Here is a 25,627-nt window from a genome sequence, read left to right on the forward strand (position 1 = left end):
CGGCACATTCGTCGGAATGTGCCGCCTTTTTGCGTTTTTTGCGACGGACGCGCGGCGCGGATCGATCCGATCCGCGCAAACGCGAATGTCGCGGGTCAACCTCCGTTCGGAACTCAGATCAGTCCCGAACGTTGAAGCAGGCGCTGAACCATCTGCGCGACTTCGGCGCGCAGAACTTGTTCCTGCGGAGCCAACTTGCCGCCGCCGCGGCCGTTCAGAAGGCCGGCTTGGACCGCCGCGTTCAGGTCGGCTTGCGCCCATGCCGACACGGATTGCGCGTCGCGGTATACGGACAAGGCGTTCGCGCCGGAATCCGCAGCAAGGCCCGCAATCTTCATGGCGCTCGCCAGCATGACGGCCGCCTGTTCGCGGCTGATCGGAGCGTCGGGCGCAGACGTTCCGCCGCCGTTTTCTTGCAGAATGCCGTAGTCGCGAGCCGCCTGCATCTCCCGAGCTTTGCGTTCGGAAGCCGAAGCGCCGGAAGTTTCGGAGACTTCTTTCAGCGGTTTGAGCCCCAGAGCGCGAACGAGGGTCGCGGCGAATTCGTCGCGGGTCACGCCGCGGTTCGGCTCGAACGCGCCGCTGCCCGTGCCTTCGACGATCAGGCGGGAACCCAGATCGTTAACGGCATTTTCGGACCAATGCTTCGTCACGTCGGCGAAGCGTACCGGATGCCATACGACGGCGTACGTGCTGTTGGTCAAGCTGTTGATCACGGCGCTGTAGACGCCTCCCGAACGCACCACGCGTGTCGGAACGTGGCGGACGGTACCGTCCGCGTCGACCGTTACGCCGGTCGTGATCCGGTTCGGATCGATTCCTGCCGGAAGAACGAGGCTTCGCTCCATGTAGGCGTCGAACCGATCGACTTCGACCGTCCGTCCGCCGTAGACGCCTTCGACGCGGAAATCGACCGGACTGCCGAGCACTGTCAGACCTTCTCGGTTCGCGCCGTCGGTGACGCGCGCCAGCGTTTCGGCGTTCGGAGCGACGATCGAGATCCGTACGTCGAGCTTGCTCAAATCGGCGGCAGAGCCGAGCTGCTGCGCCAAGCGGCTTACGTCGATCTGGGCCGCCGGAAGCGTATAAGACGCGTTCGGAGTCTGGATTTTCAATATTGCTTGTTTGTCGGTCATCGCTTGAACCATTTGTCCGGTCAAGCTTCCGGTCAACGCGTCCGCGTTCTCGGCGAACGGCAGCGTGATGACCGCGCCGGCGCTTTCTTCGTTCAGACGCGACGTCAATTTCGCGGGATCGACCGCGATGACCGCCGAGCTGCGGTTATTCGAGATCGTTTTCGTCAGAGTGCCGGCCGTTTCGGATTTGCCGTTCACCAGAACCGATACGCCGGTCGGCGCCGCAGGCGGATTCGCCGGAGCGGTATCCGGTACGGTCGTTACCGGAGCGGGATTCGTCACGGGAGGATTAGGCTCGGGCGAGGTGCCGCCTCCGTCGTTTCCGCCCGAAGGAGCTTTGCGCTCGATCATGATCCCGTAGCCGCGGCCTCCGTTCGATTCGGGAACGTCGATGTCGATGCGGATATCCATGTATTCTTCAGACAAGCCGAAAGGAATCTCGTAATAGCGGAGCTTGCCGTCCTGCGAGACTAAGTAAGATTCCAGCGACCGTTCTTCGAGATCGCCGAACAGTTCTTTGGCTTCGATCACGGCGTTCGGACTGATCGACTCGACCGCGAGATGCAAGACCTTCGCGTCGCGGCTCACGACTGCCGAATAGAGCTGTTCGTCGGAGTCGAACGGGATGTCGAAATCGGCTTCCTCAAGCTTGAGTTTGCTTAAGCGGTCGTCCTTCAAGGAAGGATCTTCGCGCTCGATCATGATCCCGTAGCCGCGGCCTCCGTTCGCTTCGGGAACGTCGATGTCGATCCGGATATCCATGTATTCTTGAGATAAGCCGAAAGGAATCTCGTAATAGCGGATCTTGCCGTCCTGCGAGACTAAGTAAGATTCCAGCGACCGTTCGTCGAAATCGCCGAACAGTTCTTTGGCTTCGATCCCGGCGTTCGGACTGATCGACTCGACCGTGAGATGCAAAACGCTCGCGTCGCGGCTCACGACTGCCGAATAGAGCTGTTCGTCGGAGTCGAACGGAATGTCGAAATCGGCTTCCTCAAGCTCGAGTTTGCTTAGGCGGTCGTCTTTTAAGGAAGGATCTTCGCGCTCGACAACGATGCCGTACATATAGCCTGCGTTCGTTCCGGGAACGTCGACTTCGACTGAGATGGAGATATCGCTTTCCGAGAGAGGGAAAGGGATAACCGACGGCGTGGCCGAAGCAAAATCGTCGCCGTTGACTTTGACCGTAAGCGAGGCGTTGCGGCTGTAGGCTTCGGCGTCCAAGTGAAGTTCGGTTACGTCGTAACTGACTTCCGTGTAATAATCGATCTCGTTTTCGTCGAATACAAGAGTCGGATTTCCTTCTTCGAGGCTCAAGCTTTTCAATTTAGGACTCAACAGGTTCGAACCTTCCTTGATTACATGCAGCGTATAAGGACTTTGCGAATAATAGTCTTCGAGATCGATTTCGGAAACGATGTCGATCTGTGTTTCGTCTTGGTCCAGCGTAACGGTGTAAACTCCGTTAACGCCTGCATCGTTATTGACAGTAATCACGGAGTCCGAATTTCCGGCTTCCGGTTGGAGGTACAAGACTTGGGTTTCGTCAGATACGGATACGTAATATTCCGATTCATAGGGATCGAAAGGGGTGGTCAAGTTGCCTGCGCTCAAACCGAGAGAAACCAGTTCCGACCCTCCGTCCGCTTTGGCGGGAGCGATTCCCGCGTTCGCGATCAGGCCGACGGCCAGAATCGAAGCCAACGTGCCGCGCATCCACCGTTTGTTGCCGAATAACCTCAAGATTTTGATCATCCTTTCGAGTGCTGCTCTGAATTTTTATGCAAAAAAGACTCTAACAGTCCATTCTGAACATTTTCTGAACAACGCCAGAAAAGGATGGATTTAGAAAGCGAAGATCGCGCAAAAAAGACCTCTTTCCGGATCGGAAAGAGGTCTTCTGGCGTCATACAAACATGATCAGTTCTTAAAACTATGAATCGGCGCCGGAACCCGTCCGCCGCGGTTGATGAACGGCGCGCAGTCGAAACGGTTGACCGGCATGACCGGCGCGTAGCCGAGCAGGCCGCCGAATTCGGCGATCTCGCCGACGTCTTTGCCGATGACCGGAATGAGCCGCACGGCCGTGGTCTTGTTGTTGACCATGCCGATCGCCGCTTCGTCGGCGATGATGCCGGCGATCGTCGTCGCGCTGGTGTCGCCCGGGATCGCGATCATGTCGAGCCCGACGGAGCAGACGCAGGTCATCGCTTCGAGCTTCTCGAGCGTCAGCGCGCCGCGCTGCACGGCTTCGATCATCGCTTGGTCTTCGCTGACCGGGATAAACGCGCCGCTGAGTCCGCCGACGTACGAGGAAGCCATAACGCCGCCTTTTTTGACGTTGTCGTTGAGAATCGCGAGCGCGGCCGTGGTGCCCGGCGCGCCGGCTTCTTCCAGACCCATCACGCGGAAGATCTCCGCGATAGAGTCGCCGACCGCCGGCGTCGGAGCCAGCGACAAGTCGATGCTGCCGAACGGCACGCCGAGGCGTTTCGCCGCTTCCTGCGCCACGAGCTGCCCGGCACGGGTGACTTTGAACGCGGTGCGTTTGATCGTTTCGCAGAGCGTCTCGAAATCGACGTCTTTGACTTCTTCGAGCGCGCGCTTGACGACGCCCGGTCCGCTGACGCCGACATTGATCTCGCATTCCGGTTCGCCCGGACCGTGGAAAGCGCCCGCCATGAACGGATTGTCTTCGACCGCGTTGCAGAACACGACCAGCTTCGAACAGCCGAGCGAATCGCGGTCCGCGGTCAATTCGGCCGTCTGCCGGATAATCTCGCCCATCTTTTTCACCGCGTCCATATTGATGCCGCTGCGCGACGAGCCGATATTCACCGACGAGCAGACGCGTTCCGTCACGGCCAGCGCTTCCGGAATGCTGTCGATCAGAATGCGGTCGCTGTTGGTGTAGCCTTTCTGAACGAGAGCGGAGAATCCGCCGAGGAAGTTGACGCCGACTTCGCGCGCCGCGCGGTCGAGCGTCTCGGCGACGCTGACGTAGCTGGTCGCTTCGACCGGGCCCGCCGCGATCGCGATCGGCGTGACGGAGATGCGTTTGTTGATGATCGGGATGCCGAATTGGCGCTCCAGATCTTCGCCCGTTTTGACCAGATGCTCGGCGAGCCGAGTGATCTTGTCGTAGACTTTCTGATTAAAAGTCTTGAGATCCGGGTGTCCGCAGTCCATCAGGCTGATGCCCATCGTGATGGTGCGGACGTCGAGTTTCATCTCGGAAATCATCGTATTCGTTTCTTGTACCTCGAATTTCGAGATCATGTGCGGTGGTTCCCCTTTCTAACCCTGTTTCTTTTGGTACCTTTTCTAAATTCTGTGCATGCTGTTGAAAATATCTTCGTGCTGAAGCTTGATCTCGACGCCGATGCCGAGGCCCAGCTCGTGCAGATCCGTGATCAGATCTTCGAACGCTTTGGCCGGCGAAGAGATGTCCACGATCATCATCATATTGAAGTAATCCTGCACGATCGTCTGCGAGATGTCGAGAATGTTGACGTTCTGCTCCGCGAGATACGTGCAGACCTTGGCGATAATGCCGACCTGATCTTTGCCGAGTACCGTAATAATGCCTTTCACCGATAAATCCCCCTTGTTCGCATACCGGCCGACGGTCCGATTACGGGCCGAAAACGACTTCCGTTACCGCGTCGGCGCGTTAAGTTATGACTCATTATGTCAGATAGTAGGCAAGGCTTCAATCAAAGATTTTGTGGCGAAAAATGTAAGGGCTTTAATCGGATGAAGCTAGATAGCAACAATGACTTTTGATACAAAAACAAGGCTGAAGACCTTAAATTTGAAGTTGCTCACGAATTATTCATAACTTTGTCAGCCAGACCTGTTATACTGCTCGGTAGAAGGACCATTTGCATACAGAGGGGAAGCGGGCAAATGAAGAAGACAGCGGCGGCTTACGCGGGCAAACGTTGGTTGAGGAAAGGATTTTTGGTAACGCTTACGGTAATGACGGTAGGAGCAACGTTCTCGACGGTCGGGGTAGGGAAAGTAGGGGCGGAACCGGTGGATCGCGTCGTGCAAATCGTGGCGGGGACAGGCGAGCCGGGCAGTCTTAAAGTGCCGGAGGCGGCTTGGTCGCAGCTCGGGATGCCGACGGATATTCATGTGATCGAATGGAACTCCGCTCCGCCGTTCGGACCGGTTGATCCGTCGAGAACTCCGCATCTGTTATTGTTCAATGATCCGGAGAACGGCGAGACGTGGCTGTCCGCAGGTAACGGAATCAGCTATCCGGGTTCGTTCCAGCCTCCGAGCGACTATATGCCCGTGAACTTCAAGACGCCGGACAATCAAGTCGTGACCGCGAAGGAATTCGCTTATCCTCGTAATTCAAGCTCCGGTGCCGGAGTCGGCGCGCTGTACTTTATCGGAAGCGTCGGATCATCGCCCCCTAACGTATTCCGGATCAACAACGCCCAACCGCCTTCCGGCGGACAGTCGGGTCAAGCCATGACGTTCACCGTCGAACCTCTGTTGAATCCCAATCCGTTGACTTCCGCGGCAGGATTGGCTGTCGATGAAGCGGGAAATATTTATACGTACGATGATAATGCGGGAATCGGCTACCGGATTATTCCTTCGCAGGACGGTCGACTGCCGTATACTTCGGAAGAAGTGCCTTACATGAATAATGCTTTTTTCGCGGAGCAGAATTCTCTGAAGGATATCGTGATTCGAGACGGCTACATGTACCTTCTTGACGATCTGACTATGAATCCGAGCATGGTCAGAAAAATCAAAATGGAAGACGAAGGTTCTGAAATATTCCAAATCGGTACAACGAAGCACCCCACAGCTCTAGCTGTCGATCCGTACGGAGAAGTATATATCGCCGATACAGGCAATCATCGTATCGTTCAATTCGGCAGCGAAGATTCTAGCGGCGTTCCGAATCTGATTCCGGTCGCCGGAACGGGCGTCGAAGGCAAAGGAGACCCGGGACAAGCGGCTCCGCTGACGGCTCTCGATTCTCCGCAAGGCGTTGCTGTCGCTGATGACGGAACGTTGTACATCTCCGACACGGGCAATCATCGCGTCTTGGAGGTGGCTGCTAAGCAAGCTTCGCCGACCGAGGTGACCGGGCGGGCAAGCAACGGAACCGTAGATCTGTCTTGGACCGCGGCAGATCAAGCATTGTACTACCAAGTCTATAAATATGCGGGAACATCGGCTCCGTTAGATCCGAAGTCTTGGCAGTATGCCGGACAGACCGATATGGACGAAGCGTCGCCGCCGACCGCTCTGACCGTTACAGGTCTGACCAACGGCCAACCTTATATCTTCGCGGTTCGTGCCAAAGGATGGCGCAGCACCTCCGAATTCGCCGTATCTCCGGCATTAACGCCGGTCGGCCCGCCTCCGACGAATCCGTCGAACCCTTCGACGGGCGGCGGCACTTCGACGCCGGTTACGCCGGCTCCGGCTCCTACGCCGACCAACACGACGACGATCAACGTCAACGTGCAGAACAGCGCGGCGGCGAACGGTTCCGTAGTCGCGTCGCTTGCGATCACGCGCACGACAGGCACGGACGGCACGCTCAAAGACGCGCTTCAATTGACGCCGGCTAAAGCGACAGAGATCATCGACCTGCTGAAACAGTCCGGTTCCAAAACGGCGGCGATCGTGCTGCCGGACCCGAACGACGCCGTTTCGCAATGGGACTTCACGGTTCCTAACGCGGCTTCCAAGCTGCTCGCGGATCAAGGCATCGAACTGGTCGTCTTGAATCCGAACGTGCGTATCCAAGTGCCGGCGTCTTCGTTGACGGGATTGACGGACGATCTGTACTTCCGGTTGATTCCGGTCAAGAGCACGGCAACAAGCGCCGAGATTCAGCAGCGCGCGCTGGCGAATCCGGAGATCGTCGCGCAAGCGAACGGCGGCGATATTAAGGTAGTCGGCCGTCCGATGACGATCGAGACCAACCTGCAAAGCCGCCCTGTGACGCTGACCCTGCCGCTTCCGGCAACCAGCACCTTCACGGCGGCGCAGCAGCAAAAATTGGGCGTGTATATCGAGCACAGCGACGGCACCAAGCAGCTTGTGCGCGGCAAAATCGTCACGCTGGATAACGGTCGAAAAGGGCTGGAAATCAGCGTCAACAAGTTCAGCACGTTCACGATCGTAAGCGTCAGCAAATGGGGCAGCACGCTGAACGCGGCGCCTTATATCATGGGTTACCCGGACGGAACGTTCAAACCGGCGCAGGGCATTACGCGCAGCGAGCTGGCCGCGATCGTCGGCCGGATCACCGGCATGACGGAAGGCATGGCATCGTTCAGCGACGTGAAGAACGGAAGCTGGGCGTCGACGGTGATCGGACCGGCTGCGGCCTCGGGCATCATGACCGGCTACAGCGACGGCACGTTCAAGCCGAACGCGCCGATCACGCGCGGCGAACTGGCTTCGGTATTGGCGAAGCTGCTGCCGCAAAGCGGGCTGGAAGCCCGACCGCCGGCAGCCGGTTTCCGCGATCTGAACGGCCATTGGTCGTCTGAAGCGGTCGCGCAGCTTCAGTCGCAAGATATCGTGACCGGTTACGCGGACGGCAGTTTCAGACCGGAACAAACGGTCACGAGAGCCGAAGCCGTGACGATGATTAACCGCTTGATCGGACTGGACGGCTCGATGGCCCTGCCGGACGCCGGACAATGGAGCGATGTAAGCATGAGTTATTGGGCGTACGACGCGATTCGCGCGGCTTCGATGGCGCGGTAATTCTGAAAAAGAACGGATTTATAACGATATTCGCGAGAACGCTCGAGCCTTTGGCCGAGCGTTCTTTTTTGAGTTTTAAAGATAAAATCGGTTTCCGCTTGCTTGGCGCAGGAAATTTTTTCATCGGAATAGCAAGAAATGACCGAAAAACACGGCAATTGTTCAGTAATTGTTCAGAATCGGATGATACATTCTTTTTACGAGCGAAGAGCTTGTCAATGAAAGATTTCACATACAGAGGGGAAGAATGTGAATTTATGAAGAAACGTCTGAAAGCTTCGCTGCCTCAAAGAGCCAATGCCAAAGGCATGCTGAAGAAAACGGCGCTGGGATCACTGATCGGAGCTACGGTATTAGGCATGCTTCCTAATACGATCGGGGTGAGCTATGCATCTCCTGAGCCGGTAGAGAGTCCCTTGGTCGAAAAAGGCGGCTGGCAGCCGGGGTTGCAGCCGATCAATTTCCTGAACATGAATGGCGGACAAGGAATCGAGCTTGAACATCCTCGCGGATTAAGTATTGTAAGCGTTCCTCCCGATTCCGACCCTGATCCCGATTCAGAGCCTTCGCCGACGTCTGCTTTTATTTTCAGCGATTCTTTAAACGACAGCTCTTTAATATCGAAATATCCTTTATATTTGGGACTCGAAATGCCGGGATTGTTTGCTGCATTCTCTTATGACGTTGAAGATTGGCAATCGCGTACTATCGTAACTACAGATACGGCAGTTGGTCTTGCAACGAGTTCCGATTCGATGCCGCCTTTGTTTGCTACAGGAAAAGCAGTCAATAGCAATAAAGCAGACATTTATCGTTTTTGGGAGCAAGAAGAAGAAACACCGAACGACGCGCAACCTGTTATGACAGCCAATCCGATACTGGGTGAAGATCAACAGCAAATCGTAGATCCTGAAGGGCTTGACCTTGCTGAAGACGGCGAGACGCTGTATGTTGCGGGCGGAACGGATAAATCGATTTGGCGTTTGACGCCGAATCCGGAATTCAATCCTAACGGTAACATTAACGATCCGAACCCGGACAACACATCGACGAGAACGATGCCGACGATGTATATCGCGACTAAGGTCCAGACTTTGGCTGAAAACGGAACGGATCTGTCGGATGTCGCTTACGACAACGGATATATTTATGCAGCAGACAAAGGACTCGGCCGTATCGTGAAAGTGGCATTAGACAATCCTCAGAATTATGAAGTCGTCGTTACAGGATTGGATGATCCCGAGTCGATCGCATTCGATAATCGAAATCACTTGTTGTATATTGCCGACACCGAGAACCATCAGGTGAAAATGTACAACGACAACTCCAAAGAAGTAACAGTCGTTGCGGGAACCGGTATCGGATCTCAAGAATATGACGGCGTTCCGGCAGTTCAAGCTTCGCTTACCGAACCGATGAGCGTAGCTGTAGATAAGTTGAACGGAACCGTATACGTAGCGGATCTCGGCCGTATTCAGAAGCTGACGAATCAGTTCTTCTACAAACAAACCCGAGACGACGACGGAAAAGTCTGGAATCTGGTAGAAAACGCCGAAGGTTTGGATCGTATGCGCGACGACCTTGAGGCCAACTACCGACTGGATAAAAACATTTCCGCGTCGGAATTGCAGAGCTATCTGAATTCCCAGCATCAGATCGAGCGCACGCCAAGTGAAGCTTCTTGGACGCCGATCGGAGAAAACGACGAAACTCGGTTCGAAGGACGTTTCGACGGCGGCGGGCATACGATCGAAGGATTGCAGGTTCTTCCTTACGATGCTTCCAACAACATCGGCGGATTGTTCGGATACGTCTACGGCGCCGATATCCGTAACGTGCGTTTGACCGGCGTGAATTATTCGGTATTCGAAAGCGCCGGCGGTCTGGCGACTTCGGTCAGAAATTCGACGATCGAGAAAGTATCGGTCGAAGGTACGGTTCGCGGTTACGGACAAAACGTCGGCGGTTTTGCCGGAGAACTGATTGATACGTCTGTCAAAGAAAGCTATTTTAACGGCAAGGTAGAAGGACGCAATCAGCTCGGCGGCTTCGCCGGTATGGTCATCATCTACGATCCAAGCAACGTCAGAACGATCGAAAACAGCTACGCTTGGTCGGAAATCACTGACAGATCGTACGATAATCGCTTAAGACGCAGCAGCATTGTCGGCGGCTTTGTCGGATATGTTTCGTACGAAGGACTCGATAACGGATCGACCAACTCGCTGATCCCGACGATTTTCAAGAACACTTATGCTTCGACCGAATTCAAAACCAACGCTCCTGCATTGGATGTTTCTTCCGATATCATTACGGGCTGGCCTTTCGAAGGCATAATCACGGAAGGTCAACCTCCTTACAAAGGGATATCGAGCTATTGGGATTCGACGTTCCCGACTCGCGAAGAATCTTATGTAGCTTCTAAACTCACGACGGAACAAATGAAAAAACAAGATTCTTTTGTAGGCTGGGACTTCAACAACGTCTGGACGCTGCAAACGAATGATGCCAAAAGAGCCGGTTATCCGACGCTGAAGGCTTTCGCTGCTGCGCCGACCACGCCGACCACCCCGACCACCCCGTCGAACCCTTCGACAGGCGGCGGCACGTCGACTCCGGTCGTGAACACGCCGGCACCGACGAACACGACGACGATCAACGTCAACGTGCAGAACAACACGGCGACGAACGGCGCGGTCGTGGCATCGCTTGCGATCACTCGCACCAAAGGCACGGACGGCACGGTCAAGGATCAACTCCAACTGACGCCGACCAAAGCCAAAGAAATCATCGATCTGCTGAAGACTTCAGGCTCGAAAACGGCGGCGATCGTGCTGCCGGATACGAATGACGAAGTGTCGGAATGGAACGTCGGCGTACCGAAAGACGCTTCGTCGGTACTGACGGGCGAAGGCGTCGAACTGGTCATCTTGAACCCGAACGTGCGCATCAGCGTACCGGCTTCCTCGCTGAACGGATTGACGGACGATCTGTACTTCCGTTTGATTCCGGTCAAGAGCACGGCGACGAGCACCGAGATCCAACAGCGTGCATTGGGCAACGCGGAGATCGTGAAAACGGCGAACGGCGGCGATATCACGGTGGTCGGTCGTCCGATGACGATTGAAACCAACCTGCAAAGCCGTCCGGTGACGCTGACTCTGCCGCTTCCGGCCAACAGCACCTTCACGGCCGCGCAGCAGCAGAAACTGGGCGTGTATATCGAGCACAGCGACGGCACGAAACAACTGGTACGCGGCAAAGTCGTGACGCTGGAAGACGGCAAGTTGGGCCTTGAGATCAGCGTAAACCACTTCAGTACGTTCACGATCGTGAACGTGAGCAAGTGGGGCGGCACGTTGAACGCGGCCCCGTATATCATGGGGTATGCGGACGGCAGCTTCAAGCCGGCCCAAGACATCACGCGCGCCGAACTGGCCGCGATCGTCAGCCGGATCACCGGCGTGACGGAAGGCACGGCGTCGTTCAGCGACGTGAAAAACGGAAGCTGGGCGTCGACGGTCGTGGGACCGGCCGCGGCATCGGGTATCATGACGGGCTACAGCGACGGCACGTTCAAGCCGAACGCGTCGATCACGCGCGGCGAACTGGCGGCGGCGCTGGCGAAACTGCTGCCGCAAAGCGGACTGAGCAAGGCGACATCGGCGGCGGGCTTCGGCGATCTGAGCGGCCATTGGGCGGCTTCGGCCGCAGCCGAGCTGCAAGCGGCCGGCGTAGTGACCGGTTATGCGGACGGCAGCTTCAAGCCGGAGCAAGCGGTAACGCGTGCGGAAGCGGTGACGATGATCAACCGTTTGATCGGGTTGGACGCGTCGATGACGGTACCGGGCGCAAGCGAGTGGAGCGACGTGGCGTCGGGGTATTGGGCGCATGACGCGATCCGCGCGGCTTCGATGGCACGAAATTAAGAACTGAGAAAAGATGTTTGTGCGATGTTTATGCACAAACATCTTTTTTTATGAAATGCTATAAATAATTTGCCGATTGCGCCGTAAATATATAAGGCGATTGATACCAAAAAACGTGTTGTTCAGAATTTGTTCAGAACAGGGTGTTAAAGTATCAAACGCATCTCAGAACTGTATACAGAAGGGAAAGATAGACAACATGAATAAAAGTTCGAGACCTCTATGGACGCAGAAGATCAAACCGGCTGCTCTCATGAAAAAAGCGGCTGTCAGTTCGTTGATCGGAGCTACGGTAATCGGTATGCTGCCTGCGACGACAGGTATCTCGCAAGCGGGCGCTGCGCCTTCGAAAGTCCAACCGGGAACGACGACAGGCTGGCAAATGGTCTTGGAAGAGATCAGTTCCTCTGACAACGTAACGCAATCGCCGGTAAACTTGACCTTTTCACGAAACGGCAATGATCTTGTTCTTGCGTTCGTGAACAAAGGGGATAACCGCGTAGCCCGAACGACTGCTTGGTATGATGACCAGTTGTCGTGGTTTTGGTTTTCCAGCTTTTACGATAGCGCTTCTAACCCGCTTGTGCCGCGCGACTTGGTTATGCAACCGGCAGCGAATTCGGATGACATGACGGCCTATGCAACGGTTGACGGCAATGTTGTCAGAGCTGATTTTACGGAAAATACAAGTTCGACGCGTACGGCCAGCAGCCTTTTAGCGAACGATCAAATCAAGGATCCGCAAGGAATCACCCTTTCCGATGACGGTTCCATATACGTGGCGGGCGGAAGCGAAGGCGTAGTATGGAAGCTTGTTCCTTACGCGGATCCTTCTACTCAGACAGACGGCGATCCGAACACGAATGTCAGCAACGGAACGGCTCCGGAGTTTACGGCGGTTCCCGTGGTAGGTCTTACGGGATTGGGGTACGTCAAAGACGTGACTTATCGTAACGGCGCGCTCTATGTCACGGATGCCGAAAAGGACAAGGTATATAAATTCCAAGACGGTATTTTAAGCGAAGTCGAAGGAATGTATGACGATCCGACGGCAATCGCCATAGATACGGAAGGCAATCTCTATATCGCCGATACCGGACATAACCAGATTCAAAAAGTGAACGCCGCAACCGGCAAACCGGAAGTTATCGCAGGAAACGGAAACGCGGCGCCTCAAGGTACGAATGGGCAGATCGCGACTCAAGTATCTCTGAATCATCCGGAAGGCGTGGCGGTTAGCGATGCGGGTACCGTCTACATTGCGGATACCGGAGCCAATCGTGTCGTGAGAATGACCGAAGCCTACACGTACGAGCAGCAAAAGGATGCAAACGGCGAGGTATGGAACCTGATCAAAGATGCCGAAGGCCTTGATCATATGCGAGATGACCTTTTGAGAAATTATTTGTTGACAACGGACATTTCCAAAAATGAATTGGAAACGTATCTGCATACGCAGGACCGCACTTCTTGGAAGCCGGTAGGCGAGGACGATGCGGGATTCCGTGGAAAGTTTGACGGCGGCGGCCACGCGATCGACGGTTTGAAAGTCGACGGACAAGCGGAAGGTTCTCGTTATGCCGGACTTTTCGGTACGATCAACCGGGCAACCGTAAAAAATGTAAGCCTCACGAACGTGCAAATTTCTGCGACCGGAAAAGCAGGCGGCCTGACCGGCGACGCTTACGGTTCCCGTATCGAAAGGGTATGGGTAGAAGGCTCGGTATCCGGGACCGGCTATAGCGGAGGTTTGGTCGGAGAGCTGGAAAACACGGGTGTCAGCCAAAGTTATTTCAAAGGAGAAGTGCAAGGCTCCCAGTGGGTCGGCGGTTTGCTCGGGCACGTTTTTGCAAGTGACGAAGCCGCCGATAATACGATTACCGACAATTACGTGTGGGCCCGAATCGCTCCTGCGTTATCGAGCAACGATTTTAATAGCGCAAGCACGTCCAGGTATACGGGCGGATTCGTAGGCGGCGCGACCTATTACGTATCCGGCAGTGCCGGATCGTCTTCGAGCACTAATCCCACTATTTTCAAAAATAATTACAGCTCCATAGATCCAACGTTCGGCACTTCCGACAGCAGCGAGCTGCATGCGGACGTGACCCAAGGAGTTACGGGCCCGTTTGAAGGCCAAAGCGGTGATCCGCTGCCTCCAAGTTTTTCTAACTATTGGGACAATACGTACGGAATCGACGGAACTTCCAAATTGGCGAGTGAATTGACGAATGCCGAAATGAAGAGCCCGGAAAGCTTCAAGGATTGGGATTTCCAAAATATTTGGACCACGGAAACGAAGGATTTGGCAAGACTCGGTTATCCTGTTTTCAAAGCTCATCCCGTAGAGGAACCGACCACTCCACCAGTCGATCCCACGAACCCGCCAACAGGGCCGACGAATCCGCCGGTAGAACCGACGAATCCGCCGACGGTTCCTTCGAACCCGTCGACTCCTTCGACCGGAGGAACGCCTGAGGCAACGCCTTCGACGCCGAGCGGGCCGCAGACCTCGACGGTTACCGTCGACGTCCAGAACAGTTCCGCGATCGACGGCACCGTAGTATCGCTGTTGACGCTTACGCGGACCAAAGGAACGGACGGAGTAACGAAAGACGCGCTGCAGTTGACGCCGGCCAAAGCGACGGAGATCATCGATCTGCTGAAGAAATCCGGTTCCAAAACGGCTGCGATCATGCTGCCGGATCCGAAAGACGAAGTTTCCGAATGGAATGTGAGCGTTCCGAAAAACGCTTCGAAGATGCTTACCGACGAAGGCGTCGAACTGGTCATCATGAATCCGAACGTGCGTATCGCGGTTCCGACTTCGTCATTGACGGACCTGACGGATGATCTGTATTTCCGTCTGATTCCGGTCAAAAGCACGGCAACGAGCGCGGAGATCCAGCAGCGCGCTCTGAATAATCCGGAGATCGTCAAGACGGCGAACGGCGGCGATATTACGGTGCTCGGCCGTCCGATGACGATCGAAACCAATCTGCAAAGCCGTCCGGTGACGCTGACTCTGCCGCTTCCTAAAGGCAGCACCTTTACGGCGGCGCAGCAGAAAAAACTGGGCGTGTATATCGAGCATAGCGACGGCACGAAGCAGCTTGTGCGCGGCACGGTCGTCACGCGCGAAGACGGCACGCCGGGTCTTGAGATCAACGTCAATAAATTCAGTACGTTCACGATCGTAAACGTCAGCAATTGGGGCGGAACGCTGAACGCGAAGCCTTATATTCTAGGGTACAAAGACGGCAGCTTCAAGCCTGAGCAGGATATCGTTCGCTCCGAACTGGCCGCGATCGTCAGCCGGATCACCGGCGTGACGGAAGGCACGGCGTCGTTCAGCGACGTGAAGAACGGAAGCTGGGCGTCGACGGTCGTCGGACCGGCCGCGGCCTCGGGCATCATGACGGGCTACAGCGACGGCACGTTCAAGCCGAACGCGTCGATCACGCGCGGCGAACTGGCGGCGGCGCTGGCGAAACTGCTGCCGCAAAGCGGACTGAGCGCTTCGGCAACAGCAGCGGGCTTCGGCGATCTGAGCGGCCATTGGGCAGCTTCGGCCGCAGCGGAACTGCAAGCGGCCGGCGTAGTGACCGGTTATGCGGACGGCAGCTTCAAGCCGGAGCAAGCGGTAACGCGTGCGGAAGCGGTGACGATGATCAACCGTTTGATCGGGTTGGACGCGTCGATGACGGTACCGGGCGCGAGCGAGTGGAGCGACGTGGCGTCGGGGTATTGGGCGCATGACGCGATTCGCGCGGCTTCGATGGCGCGGTGATTTTAAGATTGAGAGATCAAGACTTGAAGATCGAAAACTAAAAATCAAGAAGACGTTCGAGCCTTTGGCCGAACGTCTTTCTTTTGGGAAGCCGGTTATGGCTTCATGATTTTCGCTTATCGCGGGAACCATTTTTTACGCGCACGTAGTGATGCGACTAAAAACGGTTCCTTGTTCAGAAAATGTTCAGAACCGGATGGTATATTGAATATGTTGCAACCCGGCGGAGAACCCCAACTCTTTCCGCCGGTAACCCCCGCCGGAACCCTCCCCCCGAATCAGGGTTTCGTGCAAGAAGCCGACACCTGCACTTCCCTCCTCTGTGCAGGTGTCTTTATTATTCCTTCATCTTTTCCCGTGCCCTGATTTGTTCGATAAAATTTCTTTTTTCTGTAAAATCCGTTTGCCAAGACGAAGGGATTCGGGTAATAAAGGGGAAGACCCTACTTTCGCTTAACGATATCGACACCGACGTCCGACCGCTGCCTTTACCCCACAGAAAGGTGTGACCGCCATGACCCGCATCTCCCGCGTGCTGCTGCTCGTCGTATGGCTGGCCTTCATCGTGTATGCGCTGTTCTTCGCGCCCGGAGCGGGCAGCGGCGAAGACCCGTGGCTCAGGCCGCTGCTTACGTTAAGCGCGGACGAGCCGTCGCTGCTTGCCATGTTCACGCTGCTCGGGCTTTATCCGCTCGCTTTCGCCTGCATGCTGCTTCGGCACGACGACCGGATCGTTCCGGCTTGGCCGTTCGTGATCTTGTCTTTCGCGCTCGGAGCTTTCGCGCTGCTGCCGTATTACATTCTGACTTCGCATACGCATGCCGGCTCTCACGGACTGCGGTTGTCGGAAGGCTTGCGCAAAACGGCCGAATCGCCGATCACGCACGCCGTACTGTTCGTGCTGACGGTTCTGGTTATGGGGTACGGATTGCTGCTCGGGGATCTGGGCGTGTATATGGAAGCTTTCCGGACTTCGCATTTCGTGAACGTGATGACGATCGATTTCGGCATGTTGACGCTGCTGTCCGTATACGCCATTTACACCGGTTCCCGCCGCCGTTGGCGTCCGCAGGCGACCGCGCTGCTCGGGTTCGTTCCGGTGCTCGGACTGATCCTCTATATCTGGATGACCCGCATGGATCAGAGCGCCTCGCCTTACGTGCCGTCCCAGACTTCTTCGAGAAGCCGTCGACGCAGCAGAGCAGGCAGCGGCTGATCGGACATTCGATTCCGTGCTTTCTGCCTTTCCGACTTCCGGCATTCCGGAACGGAAAGGCTTTTCGGCGTTGTTCCGAACACGGTATGCGCGAGCGGATTCGGCTGCCGGATGCATGACCGTAATCGTTACCGGCCGCTCCGACGGATCACGTCCATGCCTTCCGGGCGCATGCGGATATAAGCCAGCAGTTGGTTCGCCATATAAGCGGGGGAGTGCGCGAATCCGCCTCGGATCCATTCCAGAATCATGCCCCAGATCGCGTAAGCCTGATAGCCGGCATAGAGCGCGCGGTCGATCGACGGGTCGGCGATTTCGATCTCTAGATCGCGCAGGCTCAGTTCTTTGATGACTTCGCAGATTCGGTCGGATAGGCCCGGAAGCGCCCGCGATTCCACGACCAGCGCATAGAAAGCCGCATGCCGGTACACATGCTCGAAGATCTTGATCCCCGAAGCGGTCAGTTTGCGCAGATCGAGCGAGTCGGAATCCCGATAAGGTTCGCGGTACGAGGCGATGAGGTCGGTCATCGCGTCTTCCACCGTCTCGGCGAGCAGTTCCTCTTTGTCGCGGTAATGCTTATAGAAAGTCCCCCGATTCAGATCCGCGCCTCTTACCAGGTCCGTAATCGAGATATCTTTGAAATCGCGCTGCCGCATCAAGGCGATCAGCGTTTCTTTGAGCGCCTTTTTGGAACGGCGAACCCGCCGGTCGACGGCATTTTCGTTGGGTTCGGGCAAAGCAGTCTCGTCCGTAAACGGGGTCATCTCGTATTCTCCTCTCGTGAATCATTCGATCATGAACAAACGCTTGCCGAAATGATGATTAATGGACAAAAGGCTTTCTTTTTACCGATTGTATGCGTTATCTCTAATTGATTATACTCAAATTGAAAGCAGATAATGAACATTTGTTGACGAAAACCATCTTAGTATACGGGGGGCTAAAGGATGAAACTTCAGGGGAAAACGGCGATCGTGACCGGGGCGGCATCGGGCATGGGACGCAGCATCGCGCTGCTGTATGCGGCGGAAGGCGCGCAAGTCGCGATATCGGACATCAACCTCGAAGCGGCGGAACAAGTGGCAAAAGAAATCGAGTCGGCGGGCGGCGAAGCGTTCGCGATCCGCACGAACGTGGCTTCCGAAGACGATATTCGGCAGTTGATCGACCGGACGGTCGAGCGCTACGGCACGTTGGACATTCTCGTGAACAACGCGGGCATCATGGACGGCTTCGTACCGGCGGGCGAGCTGACCGACGAGCTGTGGGAGCGGGTATTCGCGATCAACGCGACAGGCCCGATGCGCGCGATCCGCAAAGCGCTTCCGATCTTTTTGGCCAAAGAGCAGGGCGTCATCGTCAACGTGGCTTCGGCGGGCGGCCTGAACGGTTCGCGAGCGGGGGCGGCTTATACGGCTTCCAAGCATGCGGTAGTCGGTTTGACCAAGAACGTCGGTTTTCAATACGCGATCAACGGCATTCGCTGCAACGCGATCGCGCCGGGCGGAGTAGCGACCAATATCTCCGCGGCGATGGGCCAGCCGAACGCGTTCGGCATGGAACGCGCGATGCTCGGCATGAACGTCAATCCGCGGATCGGCGAACCGGACGAGATCGCCAAAGTCGCGCTGTTTCTCGGTTCCGACGACTCCAGCTTCGTGAACGGCGTGGTCGTGACGGCCGATGCGGGTTGGACGGCTTACTGAGATTTCGGGTTCGAGCGCGGCAGGACGCATGGCAGCGACAAGAACGATAATATTCATAACCTTTTCGGCACAACGCCGGAAAGGTTATTTTTATTCCTAAACGCCATGTTTTTATTGTAAAACGATAAATAAGCTGATAAAGTAAAACCAAAATAACCGTAAGCGAGGGATGAACATGAAACGGGGAACGACTTTTTTTCTGCGATTGGCTTTGTTGGTTATCGCGCTTCCGATACTCGCCGTCTACATTTTTATAGTGCCGGAGATCGGAAGCTTTGCCGCGGAATTGTACCCGGCTTATACTTATATGAAGTGGCTGGTCTGGATCGATCTGTACGCGACGGCGATTCCTTTCTATCTGGCGCTGTACCGTTCGTACGAGCTGCTCGGGCAGATCGATCGCGGCGAAGCATTCTCGTCGTCGGCCGTACGCGCGCTGCGATCGATTCGAAACTGCGCGTTCGGGGTCGGCGGATTGTTCGCGGCGGGGATGCCGATCTATTATCTGATGGCCGATAAGGACGACGCGCCCGGCATCATCGTGATCGGACTGGTGATCATCTTCGCTTCGTTTACGATCGCCGTGTTCGCCGCCGTGCTGAAAGCTCTTCTATATGAAGCGATCGAGATCAAAGCCGAAAACGAACTGACGGTATGAGGTGCACACAATGACGATTATCATCAATATCGACGTGATGCTGGCTAAGCGGAAAATGAGCGTGACCGAATTGTCCGAACGGGTCGGCATCACGATGGCGAACCTGTCGATCCTCAAGAACGGCAAAGCCAAAGCGGTCCGGCTGTCCACGCTCGAAGCGATCTGCAAAGCGCTGGACTGTCAGCCGGGCGACCTGCTCGAATACCGGGCGGACCCGGAAGAAACGGCAGGCCGGGATCCTTATCCGTGAGTTTGGACCCATGACTTGAGCGGCGGCCGGAAAGTTCCTTTATAAGCCTTTCTTCTCTATGGCACAAGGCTTGATCTTCCGATAAATTAAACGAGTACGCGAGGCGCGTCCGACGCGGCGCCGCAGCAGATACGGACAGGGGGATCGGCATGAATATTCATGAAGAATTGGTGACGGTAAAAGGGCGGGACGAGTTTGTCGCTTTCGTTCATCGACTGACGGAAGATCTGGAACGCAATCCCGAATCTTGGGCGAACGTGACGCTCAAGGATTATTTGCAGAGCATCGCTTCTTGGATCGAGGACGGGGTGCACGAGAACGAAGTAAGGGAGCTCGAACTGCCGGGTACGATGAAACGGCACAAAACGGACGTGGAATGGGAACGTCTGGCGTTCTTGCTGTTTGCGGCGGGAAGATACGAATAAGCGGCCGGCCTTCTCGCGCTTTGCAGGGTTCCGGCCGATCCGCGAAACCTTTTCGCTTCGGTTTTTGCCGGAGCGGACAGGTTCTTTTTTTGCGGTAAAATGGTATAGTGAACACGGAAACAATGCGAACTCGTGCCCTTAACTTCGACAAGGTACTCGACGAATGCGAGCAGTATCCAATTTTAATATAGATGGAGAATCCCAATTATGAGCGAGAACAAAGACAAAGCGACACCTAGCCGCAAAGAGCGCAAACTCCAAACGGCTAAAGAACACAAAAAGAATAACAGGCCGTCGGGCAAAAAAAAGCCGGGCATCAAACGCAGCGCGCTTCCGGGCCGCGAGAACGCGGCGGCGGCACCCGTAGCGGGCGAGCGTACGGAATCGTCCGGCGAGCAGCGCGAGCAGAAACCGGCTCTGCCCCGGGAACGCGGCGAAAAGACGGGCAGAGGCCGTGCCGCATCGTCCGCCCGAGCATCCGAATCGGCTGCGGGCACGGAGCGCCTGAGCCCGGCCGAACGCTACGAGAAGCGGCAGAGCGAGCGTACGAAAGCACCGGCGCCCGCGCGTCCGTCCGGTAAGCCGAGTGCCAAGCGCGGAACGTCGGCTTCGGGACAACCGTATGCGGGCGGCAAAGAAACGGCGTCTCGTCCGCGTCCGGCGTCTGCCGCGGCGAAGCAGGGCGGACAAACGCAGAGCGCGTTCGTTTCTTCCGCGAAACCGTCTTATTCGGGCGCGTCCGGCAAACGTCCTTCCGCTTCGGCTCCGGCGGACGCCGAGCAGGTGAAGATCGGCGACCGCTTGGTCGTGACGATCAAGCGGATCGGCATCAACGGCGAAGGCGTCGGTTATTACCGCCGCAAAGCGGTCTTTATCGACGGCGCGATCACGAACGAAGTCGTCAAAGCCGAAGTGACCGAAGCGCAGGAGAAATTCCTCAAAGCCAAGCTGATCGAAGTAGAGAAAAAATCGCCGGATCGCGTGGTGCCGCCTTGTCCGGTATTCGGGATCTGCGGAGGCTGCCAGCTTCAGCATATCTCGTACGAAGGCCAGTTGAAGGCGAAGCTGGAGATCGTGCGCGAAGCGTTCAGCCGCTACGCCGGCCTGAACGATCTCAAGATCAAGCCGACGCTCGGCATGGATCGCCCGTGGGATTACCGCAACAAGGCGCAGCTTCAATTGGAACGCCGCGACGTGCGCGGCGGGAACAGCGAGATCGTGGCCGGATTGTACGAGATCGGCAGCCACGAGATCGTGGACATCAGCGGATGCCCGATTCAGCATCCGCAGGTCAACCGCGCCATCGACCGCGTCAAAGCGGTGCTGGCCGAGCTGGACCTGCCGCTCGCCAAAGGCGGAAACGCCGCCGGCAGCCGTCGGGGCATTCGCACCGTCGTCGCGCGCCACGGCCTTCAATCCGGCGAACTTCAGATCACGCTCGTGACCGAGATCGCCGACCTGCCGCGCCAAGACGACCTGATCGAGCGCCTGCGCTTGGAACTGCCGGAGATGACCGGCTTGTCGATCAACGTCAATGCGTCCCGCACGCCGCTGATCTTCGGCGAGCGCACGACCAGCTTGTGGGGAACCGAAGCGATGAGGGAATCGCTCGGCGATCTGGAATTCGAGCTGTCGCCGAGAGCGTTCTTCCAGCTTAACCCGGAGCAGACGGTCAAGCTGTACGAGACCGTCCGGGCCGCCGCCGCTCTCACGGGCAAAGAGACCGTCGTCGACGCCTACTGCGGCACCGGCACGATCGGCCTGTGGCTCGCCCCTCACGCGGGCGAAGTGCGCGGCATCGAGGTGATCCCCGAAGCCGTGGAAGACGCGACGCGCAATGCCGAGCGCAGCGGCCGCGATAACGCGCAGTTCTTCGCCGGCGAAGCCGAAGATCTGCTGCCGCGCTGGGTGAAGTCCGGCTTGACGCCCGACGTCATCGTCGCCGATCCGCCGCGAACCGGCCTCGACCGCCGCTTCCTCGACACCGTGCTGCGCACGAAGCCGAAACGGTTCGTCTACGTCTCGTGCAACCCTTCGACGCTGGCGAAAGACTGCAAAGTGCTGCTCGACGGCGGCTACGAGATCCAATCCGTCCAGCCGATCGACATGTTCCCGCAGACGAGTCAGGTGGAGTGCTGCACGCTGTTGGTGCGGAAAGACTGATCACCGAGAAATATCGAAGCATACGTCAAAGGAGCGGGAGATTTTCCCGCTCCTTTTTTGGCATTAAGCGATCATCAAGCGATGGATGTGACAGGGTGTTTCGCGTAGTGACTAGAAAGAGGCATTTACCTTTTTGGCCATCATCTTCGCCATAGCGTGCTGATGCGAAATGCCCGACGAATCGCAGTCGAACACGATTTCCGAACTGTCTTCGATCAGCCAATCGCGATAATGGCCGAGCAGCTCGCCGGAGTGCCATTTAAAAGCATTCGGTTCTTTTTCGGGCGGGGGAGCGATAAAAGGTTTATGTACAAAGACATTCAAGACATGCAGGCCGCCCGGATTCGTGAATTTCTTGTAATTATCGAATACGTCTCGGCGATATTCCGGCTTGAGGTAATGCAGCACGCCGCTGGAGAAGATAATATCGTAATGCGTCTCCAAACGATAATCCGAAAGGTCGGCTTTGAAGACATGGATCGGTACGCCGACCTTTTCGGCAAGCGCTTTTGTTTTGGCGATTCCCGCATCCGACACGTCGAACGCGCTGACCTCGTAACCGTTGCGCGCGAAAAATACCGCATCTTTGCCTTCGCCGCATCCGATATCCAGCAACTTCAAACGCCGGGTCGGCGGCATCAGCCGCAATACCTGGTAACAAGCGCTGTTCGGCTCGGTTCCCCAGTAATAATCTTGCGTTTGGTACGCTTCTTCGTAGATCGAAATCTGTTTATCCTGCGTCGCGTATCCGAGAAGTTTGTCGATGCTGATTTCTAACGTGCTTGATAACATAGGCAGCAGGGAGATGTCGGGCAGAGACTGAGCGTTTTCCCATTTGGAGACGGCTTGAAAAGAAATCCCGAGCGTTCGAGCCAGATCTTCTTGGGTCAATCCTTTTTCTTTTCGGTAAAAGCTTATGTTTCGTGCCAATTGTTCTCGCATCCCATTCACGCTCCTTCGTATACACTTATATTATGAGGGCTGCCGAACGCGAACAATAACTTCGTATTTGATTTTTCGTACGATTCAACCGCGGGTTGAACGGCATCATCATCCCTCGCCCCTACAGAACGGAGCTGATCCCATGAACCTTTTCGACACGTTGACGCGGCACCTCCCGATGCTCGAAACCGAGCCGGCCGGAGAATGGATCATTGATCGCGAAAACGACGGAACGCCGGAGCGGCCGCTGCGCATGCCTTTCGTGAGTTATTCCGAGACCATGAGCCGCTTCCTCGACGATTTTTATTCTTTTGCCGAAGATCATGAAGAGATGGAGCTTAACCGTTACGGCGATCTTCTGCAAAGTCGCGGGATCGAATGGAACTCAGAATCGATGCGGCAAGCCGACGTTTCCGCTCTCGACGCGCAGGGCGTGCTCGCGCTGATTATGGGCGCAGTGAGAGCCGAGCGTTTCGCCGAAGGAACGCTGCTCGACTTCTTCGCAAGCGGCTGTATGTCGAAGTGGCTTCGACGGCTGCGGGAGCTGGGATAAGCGGAGAAGAAGAGAAGGCGTTGATATGCTATAGTAGCGTTAAACAACCAGAAGCAAGCGCACCCGCGAAATTCGGTAGAGGTCAGGGGGGCGGAAGATGTTCTTTTTTATCATATTGGCGATCAGTTTCGGCGTCTTTTTGGCATTGGCTTCGTTTTTGCGTATCAAACATAAATTTATCGTCTCGGCGTTCAGCGCGCTCGCGGTCAGCATGCTGATCCAATTTCTCGAACAGTTCTATTTGAGCGCGATCTTGATCGTCGCTTTCGTGTTCTATTTCTTCATCGGGAGCATCAAGACATTCAAAAGCGAGCAGATCAAACTGATGGCCGCCGTGCTGCTAAGCGCGTCGATCGTGACGCTTATTCTGTCGTTCACCTATTTCGATCAACCCGCCGCGCCGCCGGACGACGAAGTGCTTCGCGTGATGTTCGTGTATTATCCGCTGTTGATCGTGTTCGCTTCGTGTTACGCCTATATGCTGCTGAGCGTGTTCAATTTCCGAATCCTGCAATCCTCGAATCCGTTCGGGTATGTCGCCAACAAGATCCGAGGGTTTCGGCGCATGTTTCGCCTGCTGCGGATCGCTTCGCGCAAAGGGCTGAACCCTTTGATCCGGCAGGATCACGCCCGATTGCCTTACGCGATCGCCGAAGTATTGGAAAGCATGGGCGGCGTGTTCGTCAAATTCGCGCAGGTGCTGTCTACCAAGAAAGACATGCTGCCCGCGAATTATATCGAAGCGTTCTCCAGCCTGCACGATCAGGTCAAGCCGCTCGGGCAAGAAGAACTCCAAGCGATCATCAATGCCAAGATCGGCAATCTCGACGAGACGTATGCTTCTTTCGAGATGAAGCCGCTCGCGGCCGCTTCGATCGGTCAGGTGCATCTGGCGACGCTCAAGTCCACCGGAGAGAAAGTCGTCGTGAAGATTCTAAGACCCGACGTGAAGCAGAAGATGACGGTCGATCTGGACCTGTTGATTCAATTCGTGACCGGATTATCCGAACGTTCTTCCAAGATCCGCAAACTGGGGCTGATCGAACTTGCCGAAGGCTTCAAAGCGAACCTGATCGAAGAAACGGATTTCGACATCGAAGCGCTGAATACGAACCTGCTTAAGCAGGCTTTCCGGCAGCACGGGATTGCGATCCGGGTACCCAAGGTCTATTCCGAATATTCGACCAAACAAATCCTGACGCTGGAATACATCGAAGGCACGAGCTTCAATCGGGAAGTGACGCCCGAAGTCTCGGAAAAGGTCATGCATGCTTTTCTGGATCAGATTCTCGTTATCGGCATCTTCCATGCGGACCCCCATCCCGGCAATCTAATACTGACGGCGGACGGAGAGGTCGCTTTGATCGATTTCGGGTCGGTCGGTTATTTGTCGGAAGAAGAAAAAGGCGGCATGCTCGCGTTCTTGGTCGGATACAGCAGCGGCAATACGAAAGAAATGACGCGAGGCCTGATCGCCGTCTGCGAAGACGGCGAGCTGCTCGACGAACGCGCGCTCGAGCAGCAGCTCGGCCGGCTGTTGTCGGAAGCTTCGTTCTCGCACGATCCTACGGCCGTCATGATGAAGCGGTTGGTGGCGATGATCGCCGATCAAGGATTATCGCTCAGACCGACCGTCGCGGGCGCGTTCCGTTCGATCTTGACGCTGGACGGCACTCTGTCTGCGGCAGACCCGACTTATTCGCTCTCCGCATCCAGCCAATCCTACGCGCAGCGCATGGACAAAAGCCGATTGATCATGGAACGGATCGACCAGACCCGGCAGCGGATCGAAGATTACCTGCCCCGACTGTTGGAACTGCCGCTGCTGAAAGAAAACAAAATCGTGATCGCCCGCGAAGAATCCTCTGGGTTAAGCGATTTCTCGGGCACGCTGACGATCGGCCTGTTCACCGTCATCTGTATGGTCGTGATGCTGACCGGCTTTTTCGTGCAGAGCGAACTGATGCATTTCCTGCTCGGTCCTCTGTCGCTCGCGGGTTTCGGAACGGGCATGATCATGCTGATGACGTCCGTCGTCAAGCAGCTCAAACTCAGGTCTTGAACGTTCGATTTCAAATTGCCAATCGAATCGGCCTTGCG

16 protein-coding genes are annotated in these 25,627 nt (G+C 56.0%); 11 read left to right on the forward strand and 5 right to left on the reverse strand.

Annotation, left to right across the window (positions count from 1 at the left end; genetic code table 11):
• Positions 1-113: 113 nt before the first annotated feature.
• From CDO73_RS09015 to CDO73_RS09025, 3 genes are all read right to left on the reverse strand, one after another.
• Positions 114-2,891, reverse strand: coding sequence for an S-layer homology domain-containing protein (locus CDO73_RS09015; RefSeq protein WP_088488195.1), 2,778 nt, complete (start codon positions 2,889-2,891; stop codon positions 114-116).
• A gap of 165 nt (positions 2,892-3,056) precedes the next feature.
• Positions 3,057-4,415, reverse strand: a complete 1,359-nt coding sequence (locus CDO73_RS09020; RefSeq protein ID WP_088488196.1) for a PFL family protein — start codon at positions 4,413-4,415, stop codon at positions 3,057-3,059.
• Positions 4,416-4,460: 45 nt separating this feature from the next.
• The gene (locus CDO73_RS09025; RefSeq protein ID WP_088488197.1) at positions 4,461-4,730 is read right to left on the reverse strand and encodes an ACT domain-containing protein; all 270 of its coding nucleotides are present in this window, start codon (positions 4,728-4,730) and stop codon (positions 4,461-4,463) included.
• Positions 4,731-5,045: 315 nt separating this feature from the next.
• Here CDO73_RS09025 and CDO73_RS09030 point away from each other — a divergent pair, with 315 nt between their 5' ends.
• The 4 genes from CDO73_RS09030 to CDO73_RS09045 all read left to right on the forward strand — a co-directional run bounded on the left by CDO73_RS09030 (position 5,046) and on the right by CDO73_RS09045 (position 16,827).
• Complete coding sequence (locus tag CDO73_RS09030) at positions 5,046-7,892, forward strand: S-layer homology domain-containing protein (protein ID WP_088488198.1); 2,847 nt, start codon at positions 5,046-5,048, stop codon at positions 7,890-7,892.
• A 1,067-nt stretch (positions 7,893-8,959) separates the two neighbouring features.
• Positions 8,960-11,821, forward strand: a complete 2,862-nt coding sequence (locus tag CDO73_RS09035) for an S-layer homology domain-containing protein (protein ID WP_179218644.1) — start codon at positions 8,960-8,962, stop codon at positions 11,819-11,821.
• A 778-nt stretch (positions 11,822-12,599) separates the two neighbouring features.
• Positions 12,600-15,611: an S-layer homology domain-containing protein gene (locus CDO73_RS09040; protein ID WP_179218645.1), complete on the forward strand. Its 3,012-nt coding sequence runs from the start codon at positions 12,600-12,602 to the stop codon at positions 15,609-15,611.
• A 514-nt stretch (positions 15,612-16,125) separates the two neighbouring features.
• Positions 16,126-16,827, forward strand: a complete 702-nt coding sequence (locus CDO73_RS09045; protein ID WP_088488201.1) for a hypothetical protein — start codon at positions 16,126-16,128, stop codon at positions 16,825-16,827.
• A 128-nt stretch (positions 16,828-16,955) separates the two neighbouring features.
• On the opposite strand, the gene CDO73_RS09050 is transcribed toward CDO73_RS09045, so the two are convergent.
• The gene (locus CDO73_RS09050) at positions 16,956-17,594 is read right to left on the reverse strand and encodes a TetR/AcrR family transcriptional regulator (protein WP_088488202.1); all 639 of its coding nucleotides are present in this window, start codon (positions 17,592-17,594) and stop codon (positions 16,956-16,958) included.
• Between the two features lie 183 nt (positions 17,595-17,777).
• Between CDO73_RS09050 and CDO73_RS09055 the strand changes: the two genes are divergently transcribed.
• The 5 genes from CDO73_RS09055 (at position 17,778) to rlmD (ending at position 22,032) form a co-directional block, all read left to right on the forward strand.
• The gene (locus tag CDO73_RS09055) at positions 17,778-18,536 is read left to right on the forward strand and encodes an SDR family oxidoreductase (protein ID WP_088488203.1); all 759 of its coding nucleotides are present in this window, start codon (positions 17,778-17,780) and stop codon (positions 18,534-18,536) included.
• 175 nt (positions 18,537-18,711) lie between these two features.
• Entirely contained in the window at positions 18,712-19,194 is a 483-nt protein-coding gene (locus CDO73_RS09060; protein WP_088488204.1) for a DUF2975 domain-containing protein, read from the forward strand.
• Positions 19,195-19,204: 10 nt separating this feature from the next.
• On the forward strand, positions 19,205-19,444 hold the full coding sequence (locus CDO73_RS09065) for a helix-turn-helix domain-containing protein (protein ID WP_088488205.1): 240 nt from the start codon (positions 19,205-19,207) through the stop codon (positions 19,442-19,444).
• Positions 19,445-19,593: 149 nt separating this feature from the next.
• Positions 19,594-19,869, forward strand: coding sequence for a DUF7660 family protein (locus CDO73_RS09070; protein ID WP_088488206.1), 276 nt, complete (start codon positions 19,594-19,596; stop codon positions 19,867-19,869).
• Between the two features lie 207 nt (positions 19,870-20,076).
• A complete protein-coding gene (gene rlmD / locus CDO73_RS09075; RefSeq protein WP_088488207.1) occupies positions 20,077-22,032 on the forward strand; it encodes a 23S rRNA (uracil(1939)-C(5))-methyltransferase RlmD in 1,956 nt (651 codons plus the stop codon).
• A 111-nt stretch (positions 22,033-22,143) separates the two neighbouring features.
• On the opposite strand, the gene CDO73_RS09080 is transcribed toward rlmD, so the two are convergent.
• On the reverse strand, positions 22,144-22,974 hold the full coding sequence (locus CDO73_RS09080) for a methyltransferase domain-containing protein (RefSeq protein ID WP_088488208.1): 831 nt from the start codon (positions 22,972-22,974) through the stop codon (positions 22,144-22,146).
• A 142-nt stretch (positions 22,975-23,116) separates the two neighbouring features.
• Between CDO73_RS09080 and CDO73_RS09085 the strand changes: the two genes are divergently transcribed.
• Positions 23,117-23,527, forward strand: coding sequence for a DUF6508 domain-containing protein (locus tag CDO73_RS09085; RefSeq protein ID WP_088488209.1), 411 nt, complete (start codon positions 23,117-23,119; stop codon positions 23,525-23,527).
• A 97-nt stretch (positions 23,528-23,624) separates the two neighbouring features.
• Complete coding sequence (locus CDO73_RS09090; protein ID WP_088488210.1) at positions 23,625-25,589, forward strand: ABC1 kinase family protein; 1,965 nt, start codon at positions 23,625-23,627, stop codon at positions 25,587-25,589.
• The last annotated feature ends 38 nt before the right edge of the window (positions 25,590-25,627 follow it).

It is taken from the genome of Saccharibacillus sp. O23 (assembly GCF_002205895.1).
Taxonomy (GTDB): domain Bacteria; phylum Bacillota; class Bacilli; order Paenibacillales; family Paenibacillaceae; genus Saccharibacillus.

Bases quoted from the DNA above. Each gene is read 5' to 3' on its own strand.
- CDO73_RS09050 (WP_088488202.1), bottom strand. From the start codon at position 17,594: ATGACCCCGTTTACGGACGAGACTGCTTTGCCCGAACCCAACGAAAAT.
- CDO73_RS09085 (WP_088488209.1), top strand. From the start codon at position 23,117: ATGAACCTTTTCGACACGTTGACGCGGCACCTCCCGATGCTCGAAACC.
- CDO73_RS09065 (WP_088488205.1), top strand. From the start codon at position 19,205: ATGACGATTATCATCAATATCGACGTGATGCTGGCTAAGCGGAAAATG.
- rlmD (WP_088488207.1), top strand. From the start codon at position 20,077: ATGAGCGAGAACAAAGACAAAGCGACACCTAGCCGCAAAGAGCGCAAA.
- CDO73_RS09090 (WP_088488210.1), top strand. From the start codon at position 23,625: ATGTTCTTTTTTATCATATTGGCGATCAGTTTCGGCGTCTTTTTGGCA.
- CDO73_RS09045 (WP_088488201.1), top strand. From the start codon at position 16,126: ATGACCCGCATCTCCCGCGTGCTGCTGCTCGTCGTATGGCTGGCCTTC.
- CDO73_RS09055 (WP_088488203.1), top strand. From the start codon at position 17,778: ATGAAACTTCAGGGGAAAACGGCGATCGTGACCGGGGCGGCATCGGGC.
- CDO73_RS09070 (WP_088488206.1), top strand. From the start codon at position 19,594: ATGAATATTCATGAAGAATTGGTGACGGTAAAAGGGCGGGACGAGTTT.
- CDO73_RS09030 (WP_088488198.1), top strand. From the start codon at position 5,046: ATGAAGAAGACAGCGGCGGCTTACGCGGGCAAACGTTGGTTGAGGAAA.
- CDO73_RS09035 (WP_179218644.1), top strand. From the start codon at position 8,960: ATGTATATCGCGACTAAGGTCCAGACTTTGGCTGAAAACGGAACGGAT.
- CDO73_RS09060 (WP_088488204.1), top strand. From the start codon at position 18,712: ATGAAACGGGGAACGACTTTTTTTCTGCGATTGGCTTTGTTGGTTATC.
- CDO73_RS09080 (WP_088488208.1), bottom strand. From the start codon at position 22,974: ATGCGAGAACAATTGGCACGAAACATAAGCTTTTACCGAAAAGAAAAA.
- CDO73_RS09015 (WP_088488195.1), bottom strand. From the start codon at position 2,891: ATGATCAAAATCTTGAGGTTATTCGGCAACAAACGGTGGATGCGCGGC.
- CDO73_RS09020 (WP_088488196.1), bottom strand. From the start codon at position 4,415: ATGATCTCGAAATTCGAGGTACAAGAAACGAATACGATGATTTCCGAG.